This is a genomic window from Phascolarctobacterium sp. Marseille-Q4147, assembly GCF_017968825.1.
In the GTDB taxonomy this organism is placed as follows: Bacteria; Bacillota; Negativicutes; order Acidaminococcales; family Acidaminococcaceae; genus Phascolarctobacterium_A.
Genome location: NZ_CP072874.1, coordinates 1,731,860 through 1,751,061, shown reverse-complemented (window position 1 = coordinate 1,751,061; position 19,202 = coordinate 1,731,860). Strand labels below are relative to the sequence as shown.

At 47.6% G+C, this 19,202-nt stretch carries 16 protein-coding genes and 8 tRNA genes; 5 read left to right on the top strand and 19 right to left on the bottom strand.

What is annotated here, in order from left to right; translation table 11 throughout:
* Positions 1–820: 820 nt before the first annotated feature.
* The 11 genes from KAH19_RS08270 to KAH19_RS08220 form a co-directional block, all read right to left on the bottom strand.
* Positions 821–909 (bottom strand) — tRNA-Leu (locus tag KAH19_RS08270).
* Positions 910–945: 36 nt separating this feature from the next.
* Positions 946–1,019, bottom strand: a tRNA-Cys gene (locus tag KAH19_RS08265).
* Positions 1,020–1,027: 8 nt separating this feature from the next.
* Positions 1,028–1,102 (bottom strand) — tRNA-Gly (locus tag KAH19_RS08260).
* A 4-nt stretch (positions 1,103–1,106) separates the two neighbouring features.
* Positions 1,107–1,182 (bottom strand) — tRNA-Phe (locus tag KAH19_RS08255).
* 5 nt (positions 1,183–1,187) lie between these two features.
* Positions 1,188–1,264: transfer RNA gene (locus KAH19_RS08250), tRNA-Asp, on the bottom strand.
* 53 nt (positions 1,265–1,317) lie between these two features.
* Complete coding sequence (locus tag KAH19_RS08245; protein ID WP_210684184.1) at positions 1,318–2,010, bottom strand: hypothetical protein; 693 nt, start codon at positions 2,008–2,010, stop codon at positions 1,318–1,320.
* Position 2,011: 1 nt separating this feature from the next.
* Complete coding sequence (locus KAH19_RS08240) at positions 2,012–2,902, bottom strand: amidohydrolase family protein (protein ID WP_210684183.1); 891 nt, start codon at positions 2,900–2,902, stop codon at positions 2,012–2,014.
* A gap of 33 nt (positions 2,903–2,935) precedes the next feature.
* Positions 2,936–4,246, bottom strand: coding sequence for a uracil-xanthine permease family protein (locus KAH19_RS08235; RefSeq protein WP_210684182.1), 1,311 nt, complete (start codon positions 4,244–4,246; stop codon positions 2,936–2,938).
* A complete protein-coding gene (locus KAH19_RS08230) occupies positions 4,246–4,833 on the bottom strand; it encodes a xanthine phosphoribosyltransferase (protein WP_210684181.1) in 588 nt (195 codons plus the stop codon). The genes KAH19_RS08235 and KAH19_RS08230 overlap by 1 nt, the downstream gene beginning before the upstream one ends.
* A gap of 144 nt (positions 4,834–4,977) precedes the next feature.
* Positions 4,978–7,431: an AAA family ATPase gene (locus KAH19_RS08225; protein WP_210684180.1), complete on the bottom strand. Its 2,454-nt coding sequence runs from the start codon at positions 7,429–7,431 to the stop codon at positions 4,978–4,980.
* A complete protein-coding gene (locus KAH19_RS08220) occupies positions 7,428–8,594 on the bottom strand; it encodes an exonuclease SbcCD subunit D (RefSeq protein WP_210684179.1) in 1,167 nt (388 codons plus the stop codon). Before KAH19_RS08220 ends, KAH19_RS08225 begins: the two co-directional genes overlap by 4 nt.
* Positions 8,595–8,825: 231 nt before the next feature.
* Between KAH19_RS08220 and KAH19_RS08215 the strand changes: the two genes are divergently transcribed.
* Both KAH19_RS08215 and KAH19_RS08210 read left to right on the top strand, forming a co-directional pair.
* A tRNA-Gln gene (locus KAH19_RS08215) sits at positions 8,826–8,899 on the top strand.
* 3 nt (positions 8,900–8,902) lie between these two features.
* Positions 8,903–8,977: transfer RNA gene (locus KAH19_RS08210), tRNA-Glu, on the top strand.
* Between the two features lie 270 nt (positions 8,978–9,247).
* Here KAH19_RS08210 and KAH19_RS08205 read toward each other — a convergent pair.
* The 5 genes from KAH19_RS08205 to KAH19_RS08185 all read right to left on the bottom strand — a co-directional run bounded on the left by KAH19_RS08205 (position 9,248) and on the right by KAH19_RS08185 (position 13,898).
* Entirely contained in the window at positions 9,248–9,541 is a 294-nt protein-coding gene (locus tag KAH19_RS08205) for a helix-turn-helix domain-containing protein (RefSeq protein ID WP_210684178.1), read from the bottom strand.
* 226 nt (positions 9,542–9,767) lie between these two features.
* Positions 9,768–10,400, bottom strand: a complete 633-nt coding sequence (locus KAH19_RS08200; protein ID WP_210684177.1) for a hypothetical protein — start codon at positions 10,398–10,400, stop codon at positions 9,768–9,770.
* A gap of 238 nt (positions 10,401–10,638) precedes the next feature.
* On the bottom strand, positions 10,639–12,072 hold the full coding sequence (locus KAH19_RS08195) for an aspartate ammonia-lyase (RefSeq protein WP_210684176.1): 1,434 nt from the start codon (positions 12,070–12,072) through the stop codon (positions 10,639–10,641).
* Positions 12,073–12,255: 183 nt separating this feature from the next.
* The gene (locus KAH19_RS08190; RefSeq protein ID WP_210684175.1) at positions 12,256–12,828 is read right to left on the bottom strand and encodes a carbonic anhydrase; all 573 of its coding nucleotides are present in this window, start codon (positions 12,826–12,828) and stop codon (positions 12,256–12,258) included.
* A gap of 35 nt (positions 12,829–12,863) precedes the next feature.
* Positions 12,864–13,898 (bottom strand): alcohol dehydrogenase, encoded by a 1,035-nt coding sequence (locus tag KAH19_RS08185; protein ID WP_210684174.1) that lies wholly within the window; start codon positions 13,896–13,898, stop codon positions 12,864–12,866.
* A 234-nt stretch (positions 13,899–14,132) separates the two neighbouring features.
* Between KAH19_RS08185 and lgt the strand changes: the two genes are divergently transcribed.
* The 3 genes from lgt (at position 14,133) to KAH19_RS08170 (ending at position 15,862) form a co-directional block, all read left to right on the top strand.
* Positions 14,133–14,948 (top strand): prolipoprotein diacylglyceryl transferase, encoded by an 816-nt coding sequence (gene lgt / locus KAH19_RS08180; RefSeq protein WP_210684173.1) that lies wholly within the window; start codon positions 14,133–14,135, stop codon positions 14,946–14,948.
* Between the two features lie 77 nt (positions 14,949–15,025).
* A tRNA-Arg gene (locus KAH19_RS08175) sits at positions 15,026–15,102 on the top strand.
* 151 nt (positions 15,103–15,253) lie between these two features.
* Complete coding sequence (locus tag KAH19_RS08170) at positions 15,254–15,862, top strand: NTP transferase domain-containing protein (protein ID WP_210684172.1); 609 nt, start codon at positions 15,254–15,256, stop codon at positions 15,860–15,862.
* On the opposite strand, the gene KAH19_RS08165 is transcribed toward KAH19_RS08170, so the two are convergent.
* The 3 genes from KAH19_RS08165 to yqeB all read right to left on the bottom strand — a co-directional run bounded on the left by KAH19_RS08165 (position 15,828) and on the right by yqeB (position 19,202).
* Positions 15,828–17,234: a uracil-xanthine permease family protein gene (locus tag KAH19_RS08165; RefSeq protein ID WP_210684171.1), complete on the bottom strand. Its 1,407-nt coding sequence runs from the start codon at positions 17,232–17,234 to the stop codon at positions 15,828–15,830. The two genes, KAH19_RS08170 and KAH19_RS08165, sit on opposite strands and share 35 nt — an antisense overlap.
* 202 nt (positions 17,235–17,436) lie before the next feature.
* Positions 17,437–18,393: an XdhC family protein gene (locus tag KAH19_RS08160; RefSeq protein WP_210684170.1), complete on the bottom strand. Its 957-nt coding sequence runs from the start codon at positions 18,391–18,393 to the stop codon at positions 17,437–17,439.
* Positions 18,393–19,202, bottom strand: a complete 810-nt coding sequence (gene yqeB, locus KAH19_RS08155; protein WP_210684169.1) for a selenium-dependent molybdenum cofactor biosynthesis protein YqeB — start codon at positions 19,200–19,202, stop codon at positions 18,393–18,395. Before yqeB ends, KAH19_RS08160 begins: the two co-directional genes overlap by 1 nt.

The window sequence follows — 19,202 nt, the reverse complement described above, 5'->3', positions numbered from 1 at the left end:
TGCAGCGAACTTAGCAGAAACTCCGAACCAAGCTGTTGGTAGTGAAGCGGAGAAATCCGTGTATAACAGAATTCTGAGGAAAAAGTAGCTCAATACCAGAGTGTTGCTAGTTCTCGAAATTAGCTGGCTCAACTATCTGAAAGATGGGTGAAATTTGTGGGTAGCCATTCCCGCGGCAGGCAAAAGGGGCAGGAAGCTCAGGGTCGCTCCCGAAGGCTCAGACCTGTCTTCTGCGTGGCTGAAGAAATCGGAAACCGTAGATTACGTAAGGCGAAGGTCTATACGATATATTTGTCAAAGCAGTTTTTCTTATTGCAATTCAGAACTTCATATAAATTAAAAAGCTGATACCCAGCAAGTCCTAGCGACCTGCCGTAGTATCAGCTTTTTACTGTGCTTTTGTAGTCTCATATACGCCAGCCTCGGCATACGCTTCTTTAGCTCGTTTAAGATATGCACGCTTTGCGCATATCTGCATTTTTTGCTTTCTTCTATTTCGCCATATTGGCAGTCATAGCACGCTCGCCAGTTACTTGGTTATTATTTCGGCTATCTGATAACGAATGTAACACCATCTTATCTTCCCATTGAATCTTGCATGTTTCTTTATCACCATAAGGTTTATGATTAAAGTCTTTGCTAAACTGCATTCAGAGGGAATGGTTTCTTTAGAAGCGCCCTCTATCCCGCCATCTTTCAGGGAAGCTTGTCTCTGGGATGGCGGGATTCTTTTTTTACACACAAAAAAACTGATTGACTTCTAAAAGTACAATCAGCATTTTCATTCTATATATTGTTCCAACATAAACAAAATTTATGTTGGTGCCGCGGACCGGAATCGAACCGGTACGGGTATCACTACCCGAGGGATTTTAAGTCCCTTGCGTCTGCCAGTTCCGCCACCGCGGCAGACATAACTACTTGGCACCTTTTAAGAAATAAAAATGGAGGCGACACCCAGAATCGAACTGGGGATAAAGGTTTTGCAGACCTCTGCCTTACCGCTTGGCTATGTCGCCTTAAAAGGTGGAGCGGAAAACGAGATTCGAACTCGCGACCCCCTCCTTGGCAAGGAGGTGCTCTACCACTGAGCTATTTCCGCAATATGGTGCCTCAGCACAGAATCGAACTGTGGACACAAGGATTTTCAGTCCTTTGCTCTACCAACTGAGCTACCGAGGCATGATTGGCGACCCGGATGGGACTCGAACCCACGACCTCCGCCGTGACAGGGCGGCATTCTAACCAACTGAACCACCGGGCCAATCAACTACGAATTATATTATACAGGCTTGAACCTATTTTGTCAACATCTTTTTATACTTTTTTTAAATCTTCCAATGCAGCCATCAATTTTTCCTCTATATGCACCTGCAAAGCCTGCAGTTTATCCTCTGCCGGCACGTTGCCAAGCACGTCAAAAGCGTCTGTGGTCAAGGGCAGGTAATTCTTACGCATTTCCGCAAACAGCTCATCACGGAAAATATTATAGGAAAAGTATATCTGATTGCCATGCTTAAAATCAGTATAATCCAAAAAGATAAAGGAACCATTGATATAAGGCAATGGATTATCAGGCGTAATATACAGCTCATAATCGCCTACCTGGGCAGGCAGCGAGCGCCAGTAGTCCCACTGCTCAAAGTGCAACGCTTTTGCTTCATACGGCAGCGCATGCACGGTTTTCTTGTCCATGCTGGCCAAAATATCCGGCAGGCTCTTGCGCATCATGTCAGCAAAATGCTCGCGGTCACGGCAAAAAAAGCGCACGTCGCGAAACGTATGCAGACCTACGGTTTTTACCGGTACATAGTCAAAGGTTTCTTTTGTATAAGTCAAATCAAGACGGCAGTGTGATGCTTCGTGCACATAGGCTGCAATATTCAAAATCTGTCCGTCGATGCCGGAACCCGGTACTAGGGTATAATCACCGATTGCAGCAGGCAGATTGCGCACAAAGTCCCAATCCTTAAGACCTGCTTCTATTTCTTTGATATCAGGCTGTCCCATCTCAACCTCCGCACTTTTCCAGCAGCTTGCCGATTTTACTGTAAATCCTTACTGCATTGTTATAAAATACATCCTCGTGATAGCATTCTGGAACAACATGGCTGATCATCCAGATATACAGGGGAATATTTACAAGCGGCCAATCACTGCCATACATGATTTTTTCATAATTGCCAAGATAATTCAGCCAGGTATGCAGCTGACGCAAAAAGCCACGCTGTCTTTCGAGCAGCATCAGCGGTTTAGGATTGCCCTCCACCAGACCGGAAAGGTCAATACATACGTTGGCATTCTTGCAGGCCACCTCCGCCGCATCGGCGAACCATGGGCAACCACAGTGCGCTATAACAAAGGTAACATCAGGAAACGCCACTGCTGCTTCATCAACAGTCAGCGGATGCGAATATTTCAAAAGACCGCTGGGCCATGCTGTATCGCCTGTGTGAATTGCAACAGGCACATTATAAGCACGCGCCAGTTCAAACAGCGGCCAATGCCTTTTATCGTTGACATAGACAGCATTATACCCGGGATAGAGCTTAATGCCCAGACAATGCGGGTCCTTAATGAAGCGTTCAAATTCCTGCGCTGTTTTTTCCGCATTTGCTTCGGTTATAGCCTCGCTGTTTACACCCATGCAATAGCCAATGTTCTGCGGCTGATTGTAATGCTCCTCGTCAAAAGGCGCTGCAAGGTCAATCATGCGCGGTGTAACACCACCGTATTTCGAAGACGTATAATTAGTGTTGCCCATAGCTACGGAAAAAACGATATTGTTTTCTTCGCATATTTTCTGCCAGCAGGTCGCTGTATTTTCATAACCTGCATTGGCTGCAACCTGCACAAAACCATCAACATTGTAATAATGCATATGGGCATCAATAATCTTCATTTGTAACCCCTCTTTATTTTAAAACACGTATCGCTATTCTTCTTCCTCTTTAGGCAGAATGATATTTAACACCATAGCCACGATAAAAACTACAGCTACACAGTTTTCTGCAAAAACATTCTTAATCAGATCCGGGAAAATCTTAAAAATTGCCGGTGTCTGAGTAAAGCCGATGCCGATGCTGAGTGCCAAAGAAGCAATCGTTACATTACGGGAATTGTAGCCGCAGTTGGCAATCATCTGCACGCCGCTGACTACGATAGAACCGAACATCATCAAGGTGCAACCGCCCAAAACTGCCTCCGGCAGGGATGCCAACAGCACGCCCAGCGCCGGGAACAGGCCTGCCATAATCATAATAACAGCGCCTGTCATGATAGCAAAACGGTTAACAACCTTCGTCATAGCAATCAGGCCTACGTTCTGGCTGAAGGAGGTGATAGGCAAGCAACCGAAAACAGAAGACAAGCTGCTTACCAGACCATCGCAGACAATGGAGCCGGAAATTTCTTTTTCCTTAACATCACGGCGCAGACCGATGGCGGTCATGGCAGAGGTATCACCAATGGTTTCGGTAGCGGAAACCAGGAATATCAAAAAGAATGCAAAAATTGCATCAGGATGGAATTCCATGGTAAAAGGCATCAGCTGAGGAATAGCAATTAGCTTAACCTCAGCGAGCTTGCTCATGTTTACCATGCCCATAAAATAAGCAACTACATAGCCGACAATCAAACCAAAAAGCACGGAAAGTTGCTTGTAAAAGGATTTGGCGAAAATATTGTAGGCAATGCAGCTTACCAAAGTAATAGTACCTACAATAATATAAGGAGCATCACCGAAGTTTGGGTTACCGAAGCCGCCGCCGAAGGAGTTAGCACCTACCGCCAGCAAAGAGAAACCGATGGAGGTAACAACGGTAGCAGCAACAATCGGCGGAATCAGACGGCGCCAATATTTTGCTCCCAGGCCTAAAAAGCCTTCCAGCAAGCCGCCAACCAGTACCGCACCCATAACGCCGCCGTAACCGTACTTAGCACCGATAACACAGGCGATAGATACAAAGGTGAAGCTGATGCCCATAACGATAGGCAGACCGCTGCCGACACGCCAGACAGGATAAAGCTGTATAAGCGTACCGATGCCTGCTACCAGCATTGCCGACTGCACCAGAGCACCGCTCTGCTCTACCGGCATTTTTACCACACCGGCTACAATCAGAATCGGAGCGATATTCGCTACGAACATCGCCAGAATATGCTGCAGGCCGAAGGGAATCGCCTTGCTTACAGAAATTTTTCCGTCTAAGTCGTATATCGGATCAGTATATTGGTTTTCGCTCATTACTCTTCCTCATGTCTGAACACCACTGTGTTGGTTTTGGCATCCATCTTATCAATAATAGCTAAGGAATGCAGGTTGTAGCCGGCCTTGCGCAGCTTGTCGCCGCCACCCTGGAAGCCTTTTTCTACAGCAACGCCAACGCCTTCAACAGTAGCGCCGGACTGACGCACAATATCGATAAGACCTTCCAGAGCACAGCCGTTAGCCAGGAAGTCATCAATAATCAGCACGTGGTCGTTTTTAGACAGGAATCTTTTGGAAACAACAACGTCGTTTGTTTTGCTATGGGTATAAGAATAAATTTGAGTGAAGTAAACATCCTTATCCATATTGCTGCCGCTGGATTTCTTGGCAAACACTACCGGAACGCCAAAATACATTGCCGCAACGCAGGCAATACCGATGCCGGAGGCTTCAATAGTCAGGATTTTAGTAATATTCCTGTCTGCAAACAAGCGCTTTAATTCTTTACCAAGCTCCGCAACAAACGGCACATCAATCTGATGATTTAAAAAGCTGTCAACCTTCAGGACATTACCGCTTTTGATAACACCGTCATTAACAATTTTTTCTTCCAATAATTTCATCGTCAAGCCCTCCATACATTTTGTTTTTTAACTGCTGCTACGAACATGTCAGCAATCAATTTGCCTTTTAAGTATAAAGATTATTTTATCACACTGACAATATATGGTAAAGTAATTTTCTGCTTCCGCAGTGATATTTTTACCTTAATCTACCACCAGTGCGACTTCGCTGCCTGTCCCCTGTTGGCCGCGTTTTTTCCTGACGAGAATTTTTTTGTCAATCATTTCCTGCAAATCGTGTACGTGCGAAATTATACCTACAAGGCGATGGCCTTCACTGAGGCCCTGCAGCGTAGCAATAGCCTGCTGCAGACTGCTGTCATCCAGCGAGCCGAAGCCTTCGTCGACAAACATCGTATCCAGCTGAATGCCGCCGGCACAGGACTGCACCTCATCCGCCAGCCCTAGCGCCAACGCCAGCGATGCCATGAAGGATTCGCCACCGCTTAAGGTTTTGACGCTGCGCAGATTACCGCTGTAATAATCCTTAACCTCCAAATCGAGGCCTGTTTTACTGTTGCCCGTCTTGCTGTCCGCATCCTGCATTTTGTCACGGCACAGCTCGTACTGGCCGCGGCTCATGTGCAGCAGCCTTACATTGGCGCGCTGCAGAATTTTATCGAAATAGTGCATCTGCACATAGGTTTCCAGATTAACACGTTTTTTGCCGGTCAAGGTTCCGTTCAGCGTTGCGGAAAGGCTGTTGATCAAGCTGTACTCCGCTTCGCAGGCTGCCCTGCGCTCTTCGTAGCCGCTGACCTCCTGCTTAATCCGCTGGTTATTCTTAATGGCGGCATAGAGCCGCTTATCCTGCAGCTCCAACTCACGCTGCTGCGCCAGCAGCTTTTCATGCTCCTGCTGCAGCTCCTGTTCATCAACATCCGTCAGCAGCTCATTCTGCTCGGCAAGCTGCTTTTTCAGCTCCTGCAGCTGTCCTTCGGCACCTGCCAGCTGCTGCCTTAAGTTTTGTGCCGCAGCCTCTGCCTGCTTATCGGCAGCCTTCTGCTGCTCCAGCGTTTTCGCCAGCTTACGGTATTGCTCCACCTTTTCCTGCAAAAAGCCCATCTTCAGGCGCAGGTCCGTAATCTTATTGTTAACATCCTTCAGCTCTGCCTGCGCTCTTTCGGCAATCAGCTTCAAATCATCACAGCCAAGCAGCTCCATGCCCTTGCCTATCAGCAAGCCTTTATCCAGCTCCAGATGCTCCTTCAACGCTTTGCCTTCGCCAACAAGTCCGTCTCTTACTTTCTGAGCGGCCTCGGCTTTAGCGCGTGCCTGCTCAACATCGTTTTCAGTAGGTGCATCATGCGCCAGCTGCACAGGCTGCGGATGCTCGCAGGAACCACAAACCGGGCAGGGCTTGCCGGGTTTCAGCTTATCGTGCGCCAGAAGGCCCGCCTGTGCGCCCAAAAATCTGTCAAAGCAAGCATCGCTGAGCTTATTAAGATGATTGAAATTATCACAGGCCTGCTTATACTCCTGGCGCTTCTGCAGCAGTGCAACCTCCTGGCTTTGGTAACGCTGCTGCATTTCGTTTAATTGACGTAGCTCTCTTTGACGTGCCGCCATCTGTTGCCTTTCGGTTTGCAGCTGTGCCAGCTCCAACTCACCCTTTTGCGCTTTGTTAACCTCTGCCTCTAATTTTTGCAGAGCCTCCTGTCTTTGCACTGCCGCATCTGCTTCCTGCTCCAGCTGCTTTTGCATACTTATCATTTTGGCTTCTGTTGTCTGCATATATTTTTCCAGCTGCTGCTTTTTAGCAATAGCGCCCAAGCTGTCCTGCAGCGCAGTCAGATTTTTCGTCACGATAGCCGCCGCTGCTGCCACCTGCTGCTGTTCCTTTTCATCAAGAGCAATAATCGTATCAACCAAAGTCAGCACTTCTTCAACACAGCCCTCGTAATGACGCAAAGCAAAGCTCTGCAGCTGCTCCGTATATGCGGGATAAATGCAGCTGATGCCGTTCAGCGCCTGCTCGCTTCGGCGCTGCTGCTCGGCAAATTCGTTACGCTTGGCCGCAGCATCCTGCTTCAGCTTCTCCTGCAGCTGCTGGAAGAAGTATGTATGAAACAAATCACGGAAGATTTTACTGCGCTCATCTGTATTGGTATCCAAAAATTTGCGGAACTGTCCCTGCGCAATCATCGTAATCTGCGTAAACTGCTTGTGATTAAGCCCCAGCAGCTCCACAATGCTTTTATCTACATCCGACATTCTCGTTACCGGCACGCGGTCATCGGGATAATGCAGTTCTGCTCCGGCCTTCTCCTTCGTCATACCTCCGCCGCGCTTCGCCGGACGGCGGTACTCCGGATTGCGTTTTACCCTGTAGCACTTGCCGCGGAAGGAAAACTCCAGCTCCACAAACGTCGGCGTATCAGCATCCGCATATTGGCTGCGCAGCATGTTGGCATCACGCACACCGCTACTCGTCTGCCCGTACAAGGCATAGGAAACGGCATCAAAAATTACGGTTTTGCCGGCTCCTGTATCACCGGTAATCAGATACAGTCCCTGCTCTCCAAGCTGGGAAAAATCTATCACGGTTTGCCCCGCATACGGACCAAACGCACTCATAACCAGCTTCAGCGGTCTCATAATACGTCACCTCCTATTTCCGACAGCAGATTAGTAAGATAATGCTTCTGCTCCTCGCTCAGTTCCTGATTGTTCTGCAGGCGATAAAAATCATCAATAAGCTCTAACGGTGTTTTCTCTACCAAATCTTCCGTTACCTCCAGCTCCGCATTCGCCTGCGTGCGCTTATTGTCATAATCAAGCTGCAGCAAATTCTTATATACAGTCTGCAGGCGCTGCATAGCATTAGGAACATCGTTTTCATCCGTCAGCGTCAGATAATAAAAATCCTGCAGGAAGCCATTTTCATCAATAGGGAACATAGCGTAATTCGGCTTTGTCATTAAATTCTCGAAGGTATCCTTTAAATAGCGTACCTCGCGCAACGGTGTCAGCGGCAGCTGCGTAACCTTTATATTGCCTTTTTCGGCAAGCTCCACCATTGTTACAGACTTTTGCTGCTGCCATTCGCTGAAGGAATATTTCAGCGGTGTACCGCAATAGCGGATACGCTCATTACCGCCAACATTCTGCGGATTATGGATGTGTCCCAAAGCCACATAATCGAAAGCAGCAAAAACCTCCGCACCTATATTATCCAATCCGCCCACATTAAAAGCCTCGCTGCCTGCGGTAACAGCGCCGGTGACAAACTGATGCGCAACAAGCACATTGCGCTCGTCCTGTGCCAACGGCAACTGCGCCACAGCATATTTCACCGCATCATGATAGCCTGTAATCTCAGCTGCAGCCTCCTCGGGTGCCCAATGCTTCACAACAGCAGGCTTCAAAAACGGCAGCAGGAAAATATTCACCCTGCCGAATTCGTCCTCCAGCACGAGCTTCTGCTCCTCACCGTTGTAACTGCCCGCAAAATGAATGCCACTGCCACTCATCAGCTGCGCGCCGAACGCCAAGCGCTCCGCCGAATCATGGTTGCCGCTAATGATGCACACAGGCACCTTGAGCTCCGCCAGCTGATTGAGAAAATCATCAAATAAAACGACAGCTTCTGCCGGCGGCACCGGTTTATCATAAATATCTCCGGCAAGCAGTACGCAATCAGGCTGCTTAGCGCAAATCATATGTACAATCCGTTGTAAAATATATTTTTGATCATCATAAAGAGAAAATTCATTGAGTTTTTTTCCTAAATGCAGATCCGACAAATGTAAAAGCTTCATGCCATCACTCCCTGTCACGAATATTTATTCACTGTTATTTAATCGTTGTATTATCTTGATTTTATCATGCTAAAGCATATGCGTCAATCTATACTTCAAACAAACGTTGCCGGTCCTCCTAAACTTTTTCTAAAAAAATTTTACTTTTTTCAAAAAAAGTACTTGACCAACTGCCATCTATCTGCTATAATCGTTATTGTTCTGATGAGCGTGCTCAAAAAGAACTGCTACTCCGGGATGGTGTAATGGTAGCACAAGTGACTCTGGATCATTCGGTCTGGGTTCGAGTCCTAGTCCCGGAGCCAAATGGCGCTATGGTCAAGCGGCTAAGACGTCGCCCTCTCAAGGCGAAATCAAGGGTTCGATTCCCTTTAGCGCTACCAGAAGTTAACGCTGATGCTTATGCATCAGCGTTTTTTATTGTTTAAATTCAGAAAAAAAGCCTAATGAGTTCATATCATTTTCGTAACTCATTAGGCTTTTACTATTCTTTCGCGATATTTTATCTTTTAAAAATAAATTCTCCTAAATCATCTTCGACATAAACCTGAACCTGTTGCGCTATATCCTCAGCCAGCTTGAGATTCATACCGAGCTTCTTCGCAACATCCAAGATATCCCTTCATACATGAATCTTACCATTATAAGATACCTTAATCTTGTTGATTTCTTTCATTTTCTATCTCCTCAAGTGACATATAAGGCACGTTGCTGAAAAGCTGCTTCAGCTCTTGTTCAACATTCAATGCGATAGCAATTTTAGTCAGAGATAATAAGGAAATTTCACCTGTACTCTTAAAGCGCTTCACAGATCCTAAGCTTACTCCTGATTTCTCACTTAATCTAACCTGCGTAATTTTGCGCCGTTTGCGTACAGTACGAACGCGAGCTGCAATTCCTTTGTTAATCTCATCCGGGGTAGCTTCCAAAAAATCAAACATATCCATAGCTAATATTTTATCCCCAAAGTGTTGTTTTTGCAAGTTTCAGCTAATATATTATCTATTGTTACTGACAGTAAAAAAACAAATTGTTTGTCCCGAATTATATATATTTTTCGGGACATTCTAAAAATCATATACTCTGCAAACTGATTAAATCGTTCATCAGTCACACACTAAGCTTGAAGATGCTGAGCAACCGCCAACAAGCGATTATTGTCGCTGCAACTGCTTACTGTAATCTGCGCATAACAAACCCTTGCGCAGCATCATCCCACAAAAGCTCCAGCTGCAAATCCGTGCAATATTTTCTCCGCATGCCGAAGGTAGCTTCCGGAGGCATATATTCATATTGGCTGAGCAGAATAAAACGTCCGCTGCCATCCGTGTTAATCTTGGTTACAATCTGCCGCCATTGGTCAATGGCATAGCCGTTTTTCGCCAAATCTTCCAAGGTTACATAGGTCACCCATTGTCCGTTTTCCTTACCGATAAGCCAATAACCGCAGTTCTCCTCATGAGCGCCGATAGTGGCATTTATTTCAAAAAATATTTTTTCGGGATTAGCGGTGAAAACATCCCGCACCCTATAGCCAACCATTCCCTGCTCCGAAGGAACGAAGGTCTTATAAACATCTTTAGTATTTTTGTTCATCAGCTGCAGAGTGCCATCATCAGCAAGAAAGAATTGCACTCCTTCCTCCTCATCACTGATTTCCAGCTCTCTGCTATTCATATAGAGAAATGTTCCGTTATCAGCAGTCAGAAATTCTGCTGCCCGAACCTTGGGAGCATCTGCAAGCAAGCACACGAGGCAAAGTAAAAATAAGGATAAGCAGGAAAACAACTTCTTATAAATACGCATATTCATCAACCTCCTAAATTAGTTTCTGTCATTATAATTATAGCAACAAGAAGCTCTTTTTCCCCCACCCCAAAGCACAATTTCGGGTAGGACGAAAGAAAATTTCTTATATTGATAAGCAAATAAGCAAAATTCTCAAGGCACCAACAAAAAAGCTGTAGCCTGCTCCCGTACTCAGGAGCAAAGCTGCAGCTTTTGCTTTTATTCTATTGTTATAACAGAACTGCTCTCTTGTGCTTTACACAAGCTCTTCTCTGGACTCATGAATCTTCTTCAAAAGCTCCTTACCTGCAATACCCGGTCTGGTCATTTCCGCAGGAGCAAGGATAACCTCCAAGTCCTCTTTGCTCAGCACCTTGCGTTCAATAAGCAGGTCCTTAATGTTTCTGTTGGTTGCCAGCGCCTCCTTCGCCAAAACGGAGCAGGTTTCGTAACCGATATGCGGCAGCAGCGCGGTAACAATGCCAACGCTCTTATCCAGCCATTCCGCACATTGAGCACGGTTAGCCTTAATTCCGTCTACGCAGCGTGTGCGCAGAGTATTAACGGCATTGGTCAGGAAACGTAAGGAATTGAAAATATTGTAAGCCATAACAGGCTCCATAACATTAAGCTGGAACTGGCCGTTTTCTACGCCGAAGGCCACAGCCAAATCGTTGGCAATTACCTGATAGCAGGTTTGGTCCACTACCTCGGGGATAACGGGGTTAACCTTACCCGGCATGATAGAGGAACCGGGCTGACGCGGCGGCAACGTAATTTCGCAGAAGCCTGCCCTCGGACCGGAGGCCATCAGACGCAGGTCATTGGAAATTTTAATCAAGGAAAGTGCCGATGTCTTCAAGCTGGAGGACAAATCGGTGAAGATATCCGTGTTACTGGTAGCATCAACAAGATTGTCCGCGGTAGTGAAGCTCTCGCCGGTAACAAGCGTAAGCTGTTCGCAAACCTCTTTGATATATTCCGGATCGGCATTCAGGCCGGTGCCGACTGCTGTTGCGCCCATATTCATGGTGTGCAGCAGCTCACAGCTGCGGCGAATGTAGTTACTGCGTCTGCGCATGGAGGAAGCAAAGGCTTTGAACTCCAGGCCTAAGGTAATAGGCACTGCGTCCTGCAGATGCGTACGGCCGATTTTCAGTACATCCTTGAATTCCTCGCCTTTCTTATCAAAGGAATCCGCCAGGTTTTCCAAGGCAATAATAAGCTGTTCGGCGCGCATCAGAGCGCAGACACGGATGGATGTAGGAATAACATCGTTAGTGGACTGCGACATATTGGCATGGTTATTAGGGCTGATATAATTATAATCGCCGCGCGGACGGCCGAGAATTTCCAAAGCACGGTTGCAGATTACTTCGTTCGTATTCATATTGAAGGATGTTCCTGCACCGCCCTGAATAGGATCGGTCGGGAACTGGTCGTTCAGCTTGCCGCTGATGATATCATCGCAGGCCTGAACCATAGCATTGCCGATTGTTTCATCTAAAAGACCGATTTTCATATTTGCCAAGGCCGCAGCCTTTTTTACCATACCCAAAGCTTTGATAAAAAGCGGATCGGCAGTATAGCCTGTAATCTGAAAGTTTTCCATGGCACGCATGGTCTGTACACCATAATAAGCATTATCAGGAATTTCTAATTCACCTAAAAAGTCGTGTTCTTTACGCATAATACATTTGCCTCCTTCTTCAAAAGCGTGTAAAAGCTGCTTTTAATCGAAATCTGTATTATGTATACATAATACATTCATGCCACCATTCTGTCAAGCATATTATTGCGAATTTTAAGAAATTACTGCACAAAAAATACTGCCTTAAGACGCTAAGCTTAAGGCAGCTCAAAATAATCTGCTTTAGATAAAATCTACCACACCATTCTCCAGATGGTACATAGCACCGACAACGCGCAAGCCCTCCTGATGCTCAACCTTCTGAATCTCCAGGCTCGCTTCGATTTCCGCTTCACAGCTTTTGACATTAAGGCAGGCAGCCTTATACGGGTCGCACTCGTCACCAATCGCTGCTTTGATTTTATCCGTAATAAATTTGATATAGCCCTCCGGATCATGGTTGATTGCAGCATGCACCGCACCGCAATGCGTATGCCCCATAACAACAATCAACGGTGCGCCCAGATGACTGGCAGCGTATTCAATACTGCCCAGCTGATGCTCATCAATCACATTACCGGCAATACGGATAACAAACAGCTCGCCGATACCTGTCATAAAAATATTCTCCGGAATCACGCGGGAATCAGAGCAGGTAATAATAATCGCATAAGGCTTCTGACCGTTAACCAAGGTATCTGTTCTCTTTGCCTGCGAAATGTCCTCGCTGTTGACCTTGGCATCAATATATCTGGCATTGCCTGCTTTTAATTTTTCTAAGGCCTTTGCCGGTGTTGTTGTTATATGCTTAATCATAAAATCGCCCCTCTTAGAACATGCTTTGCAAAAAATCATTCGGTAATCGCTATCTTGATAACTCCGTCTAATCTGTTTTCGAAAATGCGGTAAGCTTCCTCGATATCAGCCAGCTTGAAGCGATGCGTAATCAGCGGCGTAGTATCAATTTTGCCTTCTTCAATCAGGCGCAGAATCTCCGCACAGTCGCAGCCATCCACGCCACCGGTTTTGAAAATAAGATTCTTGCCGTACATATCAGGCAGAGGCAGGCTCTGTGCTTCATCATAAAGCGCCACAACCGTCACAATAGCGTTCGGACGCGCGCATTTCCACGCCAGCTGGAAGGTATCGCGACCACCGGCAACCTCAAGAACAACGTCCGCACCGCCATGGTCGGAATGCTCCTTAACAAACGCTTCGCATTCATCCGGCTCGCAAAGCAGTACATCGGGATAATGCTTTCTGACAAACTCCGCTCTGGCAGCATCCTTCTCGCAGATGATGATGCGCTTCGGCTGCTTCAGCATAACGCACAGCAGGGTACAGATGCCCGTCGGACCGGCACCGATAATCAACACTGTATCATCCTCCGTGATTTCCGAAATGCGTGTTGCCCAAAAACCGGTAGCAAGAATATCGCCCACAAAAAGCGCCTGCTCATCGGTAACGCTGTCGGGAATTTTGTTCAACCCCTGATCTGCATAGGGTACGCGCACAAATTCCGCCTGTCCGCCGTCAATGCGACAGCCAAGCGCCCAACCACCATGAGGATCGGTACAGTTGTTGACAAAGCCCTTCTTGCAGAAGAAGCATTCGCCGCAGAACGTTTCTACGTTTACCGTCACGCGATCACCTGGCTTCACGGTTTTTACGTCAGCGCCAACCGCTTCCACCACGCCAACCATTTCATGGCCTACGGTAATTCCCGGCACAGCACGCGGTACCGAGCCATGCTTAATATGCAAATCACTGGTGCAGATGCTTCCCAAGGTTACGCGCACGAGAGCATCACGCGCAGAAACAAGCTGCGGCTTGGCCTTTTCTTGCAAAGCAAACTTGCCGTGTTCAATATAAGTCAATGCTTTCATAAAATTGCAGACCTTCTTTCTCTATTTTTTGCTTCACTAACGCTCATATCGCTTCCCTCATTATATCATAATATTGACGCTGTGGATAATGACATCAGCAACATGTCACGCAATACTATCTTCGCTGTTAAATGCAATAAGCTTTCTGAATAAAGAAATCACAACTTTTTCGCTGATAAAAATGCCGGAATGTGTTAAAATATTAGTTAGATTTTTTAGGAGGCTTTATCCATAATGCATCAATATCTCTTTTTTATCGGCGATTTTCCCATACGCATGTATGGTCTGATGCTCTGTACAGCAATTTTTCTGGCTACCGGCACTGCCTACTTTTTGGCTAAGCAGGACGGACGTTGGCACGAGCACATTTTAGACATCGGTATCTACGGCGGCTTTGCAGGCCTCATCGGCGGCAGGCTGTGGGACGTTTTCTTCTTCGACTGGGATTACTACAGCCATCATCTGTTGGAAATCCCCTTCGTCTGGCAGGGTGGCATGGCCGTGCAAGGCGGTATGCTGGCAGGCATTGCTGCCGGCATTGTTTACTGCAAGCTGCATGACATCGACTGGGTAGCTCTGGCGGATATCATTTCGCCTTCGCTGCTTATCGGCCAGTCCATCGGACGCATGGCCAACCTGCTCAATGGTGACGCCTTCGGCACACCTACCGGCGGCAGCTTCGGTATTCTGTACCCGGAAGGCACGCTGGCCTACAAAACCTACGGACCCGTACCCCTGTGGCCGGCGGAGGTTTGGGAAGGTCAGCTGGACATCATTATTTTTGCCCTGCTGCTGTTGTTCCGCACCACCAAGCATGCGCGCGGTCAGGCTTTATGCATGTACGCTATGCTTTATTCCGTAGTCCGCTTCTTTTTGGAAATGCTGCGCGGTGACTACGCCGAGCCCTGGATGTTCGGACTGAAATCCGCTCAGGCAACCAGCTTAGGCTTCTTCCTCGTTGCCTTAGGCTTCTTCATTTACTGCGGTTGGCTGGAAAAGCATCATCCTGTTGCCAAAGAAAAAGCTGTCGGCAAAAAATCTAAAAAATAATTGCAAAAAAGTGTTGACAAGAAGCGTACTTTTCGCTATAATATCATTGTTGCTTGAAACAACAGCAACGCTGATGTGACTCTGTAGCTCAGTTGGATAGAGCGTTTGACTACGAATCAAAAGGTCGCAGGTTCGAATCCTGCCAGGGCCACCACTTGAAAATGAACTCTGTAACTTCGGTTACAGAGTTTTTTGTTTTTGCGGATAAAATATATTCTTCCGCTAACCGGTACTCCCCCGCTTGTTAGCACCATCATTCAGTCTTATAATAAAGATATATATAATCAAAACCGCGAGGTAGACCTATGAACGTAAAATATTCTAAAATAGCCTGCATCATCCTGGCGTCCGGCGTAGGCCGCCGCTTCGGCGCCAACAAGCTGCTGACAGCCATTGACGGAGCGCCCATGCTGCAGCACATCCTTGATATCAGCCAAGGACTTTTCGCCAAGCGCATCGTTGTAACACGCCACAAGGAGGTTGCGGAAATCTGCGCGCAACAGCAAATCCCCTGCCTGCTCCACGACAAGCCCTATCTGAGCGACACAGTGCGCCTGGGCACATCTTATATACAGCAGCTGCTGCCACAGGCCGAGGGCCTGCTTTTTGCCGTTGCCGACCAGCCGTTATTGCAGCATGCAACACTTATCCGCCTCGCCGAAAGCTTTTTAGCTCAGCCGCAAAAAATTCATCGCCTGTATTACGAAGAAACTCCCGGCAATCCCATTATCTTCCCTGCAAAATTTGCCAACGAGCTGCAACAGCTACCGCAGGACAAAGGCGGTTCCGTACTGACAAAAAAATATCCTGAACTGGTAGTAAAAGTACCGGTTCAGGATATCAACGAGCTGCTGGATATAGATACACAGCAGGATAAAACTAAGCTTGAGCGTCTTCGCCCCTATTCAGAATAATATTCAGCAGAATTGCTACAAAGGCTGCCGGAACGATACCGGATTCACCGAACATCATGCGCATAGCCTCCGGGCAGTGTGCCAGGATGCCTGGTGTAGCGCCCATGCCGTAGCCAACGCCTAAAGCAACGGAAATAATCGTCAGGCTGCGCGGGTTAAGCTTCTCTTTAGTAACCAGCTGAATACCGCTGACAACAATCGAGGAGAACATCATTACGGCAGCGCCGCCCAGAACGGATTGCGGCATAATGGAAACCAAAGCGCCCAGCTTGGGAATCAGGCCGCAAAGAATCAAAAATACAGCACCGGTTGCCAAAGCAAAACGGTTAACAATCTTCGTCATAGCAACCAGACCTACATTCTGAGAGAAGGAAGTATTGGGCAGTACGCCGAAAACAGCAGCGATAGCAGAGCCAATGCCGTCACAAATAACGCCGCCGGATAATTCCTTGTCCGTAGCTTCACGGTTCAGACCGCTTTCGACAACGGCAGAAATATCACCAACAGTTTCTACTGCGGTAACAACAAACATGATCAATACCGGCATAATAGCACGCATATCAAATACGATATCAACCGGCATAAGCTGAGGCACAGCGAACCAGGAGGCGTTCGCTACCTTGTCCCAATGCAGTACCCAGGATTTGGTGTATTCTACTCCGTCAGGCGTAACTGCGGTTGTAGGCAGCACAAAGCCCATGAAAATCGCAGCGATATAGCCTGCAATAATACCAAGCAGAATGGAAGAAGAGCTTAAAAAGCCCTTAGTGCCATGCTTAAAGAAAAGAATAACACAAAGTACAAACAAGCCAAGCAGCAGGTTTTCGATAGAACCGAAGTCCTTAGTCTTAAAGCCGCCGCCAAAGGAATTGATACCTACGGAAATCAGCGACAGACCGATGGACAGTACAACGGTACCGCAGACAACAGGCGGGAAGAAGCGACGGATGCGCTTGAGCACCAGACCAAGCACTGCTTCAAAAACGCCGCCGATAATCGAGGCACCCATAATAGCGCCATAGGCGACAACACCGCTGCCCAAGGTTGCAACGATACCGGCAAATACACCGATAAAGCCAGAGCTTGTACCCATGATAATAGGCACCTTGCCGCCGCAGGGACCAACGGAATATAATTGCAGCAGAGTTACCAGACCTGCAACAATCATCGCATTCTGAATCAAAACAACCTGCAGCTGTTCAAAACCGGCACCGCCGACAATACCGCAGGCACCGCCAATAATCAGAACCGGTGTAAGATTGCCGACAAACATAGCCAAAACATGCTGCAGACCTAAAGGAATAGCCGAGCTCAAAGACAGCTTGCCCTCAAACTTATAAGCTTCCTCAGACAGTTTAACAAACTTAGACATATAAGCACCCCTTCATTTTTTCATGCATATATTTTATCGCATATCACGTCTTATTGTAAAGAAAATTACAGAGAAAATCCGTATAAATTTTATCAGATAGTGTTTTTCGTTCGCACTTTAAGATAACGATATAAAAAAGAGCACCTACGAAGTACTTTTGCTACGTTGAGGTGCTCATGAGTTTTTATGTGCTTCCTATACTTTATATGCGTTCTGCTCTAAATTTAATTAACTGTGCTGCCACACTCACCGCAATCTCCGCCGGCGTCTCACTGCCTATATCGATTCCGATGGGCGTAATCACACGCGCGAGCTGCTGCTCGCTGTAACCGTCTGCCAGCAAAGCTGCTCTGGCCATGGCTGCTTTATTTTTACTGCCCATGATGCCGATATAACCGACAGGCGTAGTCAACAGATAACGCTCCACATTAGCGTCATGCACATGGCCGCGCGTCATTACTACCGCATAATCCTTAGCCGTCAGGCTGCAAACCTCCTGCAGCTTAGTAAAATCAACCTGCTGTACATGCTCCGCCTGCGGAAAGGCTGCCGCATCCGCAAACTCCGCCCTGTCATCCAGCACGATGCATTTAAAGCCAAGATGACTCAAAAGCGGCACCAGCTCACGCGCAACATGACCTGCGCCAAAAACATAAACCGAACCGTCATAATCATACTGCTCCGCATAATAAGCGCAGCCATCTATACTGATTACACCTCTGCGACCTGCAAGCTGCAGGTCTTTTTTTATTTGCGGCATTGCGTTGCCTTCACCCAAAGGCAGTAAAAACCACCAGGGAGCATGCTGCTTCATTGCACTAAGAGCTTCCTCTGCCAAATCCTCCGTTTCTTCCCCCACAGGCAGGTAGCAGAACTGCACCTGACAGCTGCCGCCGCAGGCCATGCCTGCTGCCGGAGAGAGGTCAAACGTTTTGACAAAGCTGCCGCCACCATTCTGCAGACGCTGCTGTGCCAGCTGCTGCGCCGCATATTCCATACCGCCGCCGCCAATGGTTCCGTAAAGCAAACCCTTTTCTCCGACCAGCATGCAGGCACCGCCGGTACGCGGAGTAGAGCCTTCACTTTCAATAAGAGTAACAAGATAGCAAGGCTGCGAATCCAAAGCCTGCGCCTGTATTCTTTTCATTAAATCCTTCATTATTGTTTCTCCTGTGCATAACGGCAGACTAATTCCAGGACGCTGCCGGCAATGCAGCGCGCCTTATCCGAAATCGTAAAGCAGTTGGCCAGCTCCTCCTTACGCGGATCAATATCGGCAATTTTAAAGCCTTTAGTAACAGTAAATCCATCGCGTATCATACCGCGAATAAGACCGGAAAGTGTTGCCTTTACCGCCACCTGATTACTGCCGTCGGTAATAGTTGCAATAGTTTCGCCCTTTTCCACAATGCTGCCTATATCATGAACAACGTGCAGAACGCCTGCGCAGGGTGCGTGCAGCACACGCTCCTTACTATAGCCTGCGATATTACCTGGTACACCGCTGTTAGGTGCAGCACTGCCGCTGCGGATAATGCGTCCCAGATTATGACCGCGCTTAGTTTCTACAATTACGTCGGCATCTGCGCCCACGCTGAAGCCGGGGCCTAAAGCAATAACAAGCGGTGCCATTGTACTGCTTGTACCAAGATTGCGCTTGGCAATAATCGCATCAATCACAATATCAGGCGCAAAAGCATGCACACTCTCCGCTGCTGCGTCAACCAGCACCGGAACTTCATCATGCTCCCAGACAGCGTCTGCCTCCGCCAGTGAGCTTATCAGCCTTGCAGTCATCCCTTCTACCTGAGCGCTGCCCTGATACACCGCTTCGCACAGCGCTACCTGTCGACGAATTGCCGCAGGCTTGGCACATTCCAGCACTAAAACTTTAAAGCCCGCTCCCCACAAGCGATGGATAACGCCTGTTGCCAGGTCACCGCCACCGCGTACAATAATCTTCAGCAT

Excerpts from the sequence above, each read along its gene's own strand:
- KAH19_RS08230 (WP_210684181.1), bottom strand. The coding sequence starts at position 4,833 with ATGAAATTATTGGAAGAAAAAATTGTTAATGACGGTGTTATCAAAAGC.
- KAH19_RS08205 (WP_210684178.1), bottom strand. The coding sequence starts at position 9,541 with ATGGATATGTTTGATTTTTTGGAAGCTACCCCGGATGAGATTAACAAA.
- KAH19_RS08245 (WP_210684184.1), bottom strand. The coding sequence starts at position 2,010 with ATGGGACAGCCTGATATCAAAGAAATAGAAGCAGGTCTTAAGGATTGG.
- KAH19_RS08220 (WP_210684179.1), bottom strand. The coding sequence starts at position 8,594 with ATGAAGCTTTTACATTTGTCGGATCTGCATTTAGGAAAAAAACTCAAT.
- KAH19_RS08165 (WP_210684171.1), bottom strand. The coding sequence starts at position 17,234 with ATGTCTAAGTTTGTTAAACTGTCTGAGGAAGCTTATAAGTTTGAGGGC.
- lgt (WP_210684173.1), top strand. The coding sequence starts at position 14,133 with ATGCATCAATATCTCTTTTTTATCGGCGATTTTCCCATACGCATGTAT.
- KAH19_RS08190 (WP_210684175.1), bottom strand. The coding sequence starts at position 12,828 with ATGATTAAGCATATAACAACAACACCGGCAAAGGCCTTAGAAAAATTA.
- KAH19_RS08185 (WP_210684174.1), bottom strand. The coding sequence starts at position 13,898 with ATGAAAGCATTGACTTATATTGAACACGGCAAGTTTGCTTTGCAAGAA.
- KAH19_RS08170 (WP_210684172.1), top strand. The coding sequence starts at position 15,254 with ATGAACGTAAAATATTCTAAAATAGCCTGCATCATCCTGGCGTCCGGC.
- KAH19_RS08240 (WP_210684183.1), bottom strand. The coding sequence starts at position 2,902 with ATGAAGATTATTGATGCCCATATGCATTATTACAATGTTGATGGTTTT.
- KAH19_RS08160 (WP_210684170.1), bottom strand. The coding sequence starts at position 18,393 with ATGAAGGATTTAATGAAAAGAATACAGGCGCAGGCTTTGGATTCGCAG.
- KAH19_RS08200 (WP_210684177.1), bottom strand. The coding sequence starts at position 10,400 with ATGCGTATTTATAAGAAGTTGTTTTCCTGCTTATCCTTATTTTTACTT.
- yqeB (WP_210684169.1), bottom strand. The coding sequence starts at position 19,202 with ATGCTGAAGATTATTGTACGCGGTGGCGGTGACCTGGCAACAGGCGTT.
- KAH19_RS08225 (WP_210684180.1), bottom strand. The coding sequence starts at position 7,431 with ATGAGACCGCTGAAGCTGGTTATGAGTGCGTTTGGTCCGTATGCGGGG.
- KAH19_RS08195 (WP_210684176.1), bottom strand. The coding sequence starts at position 12,072 with ATGCGTAAAGAACACGACTTTTTAGGTGAATTAGAAATTCCTGATAAT.
- KAH19_RS08235 (WP_210684182.1), bottom strand. The coding sequence starts at position 4,246 with ATGAGCGAAAACCAATATACTGATCCGATATACGACTTAGACGGAAAA.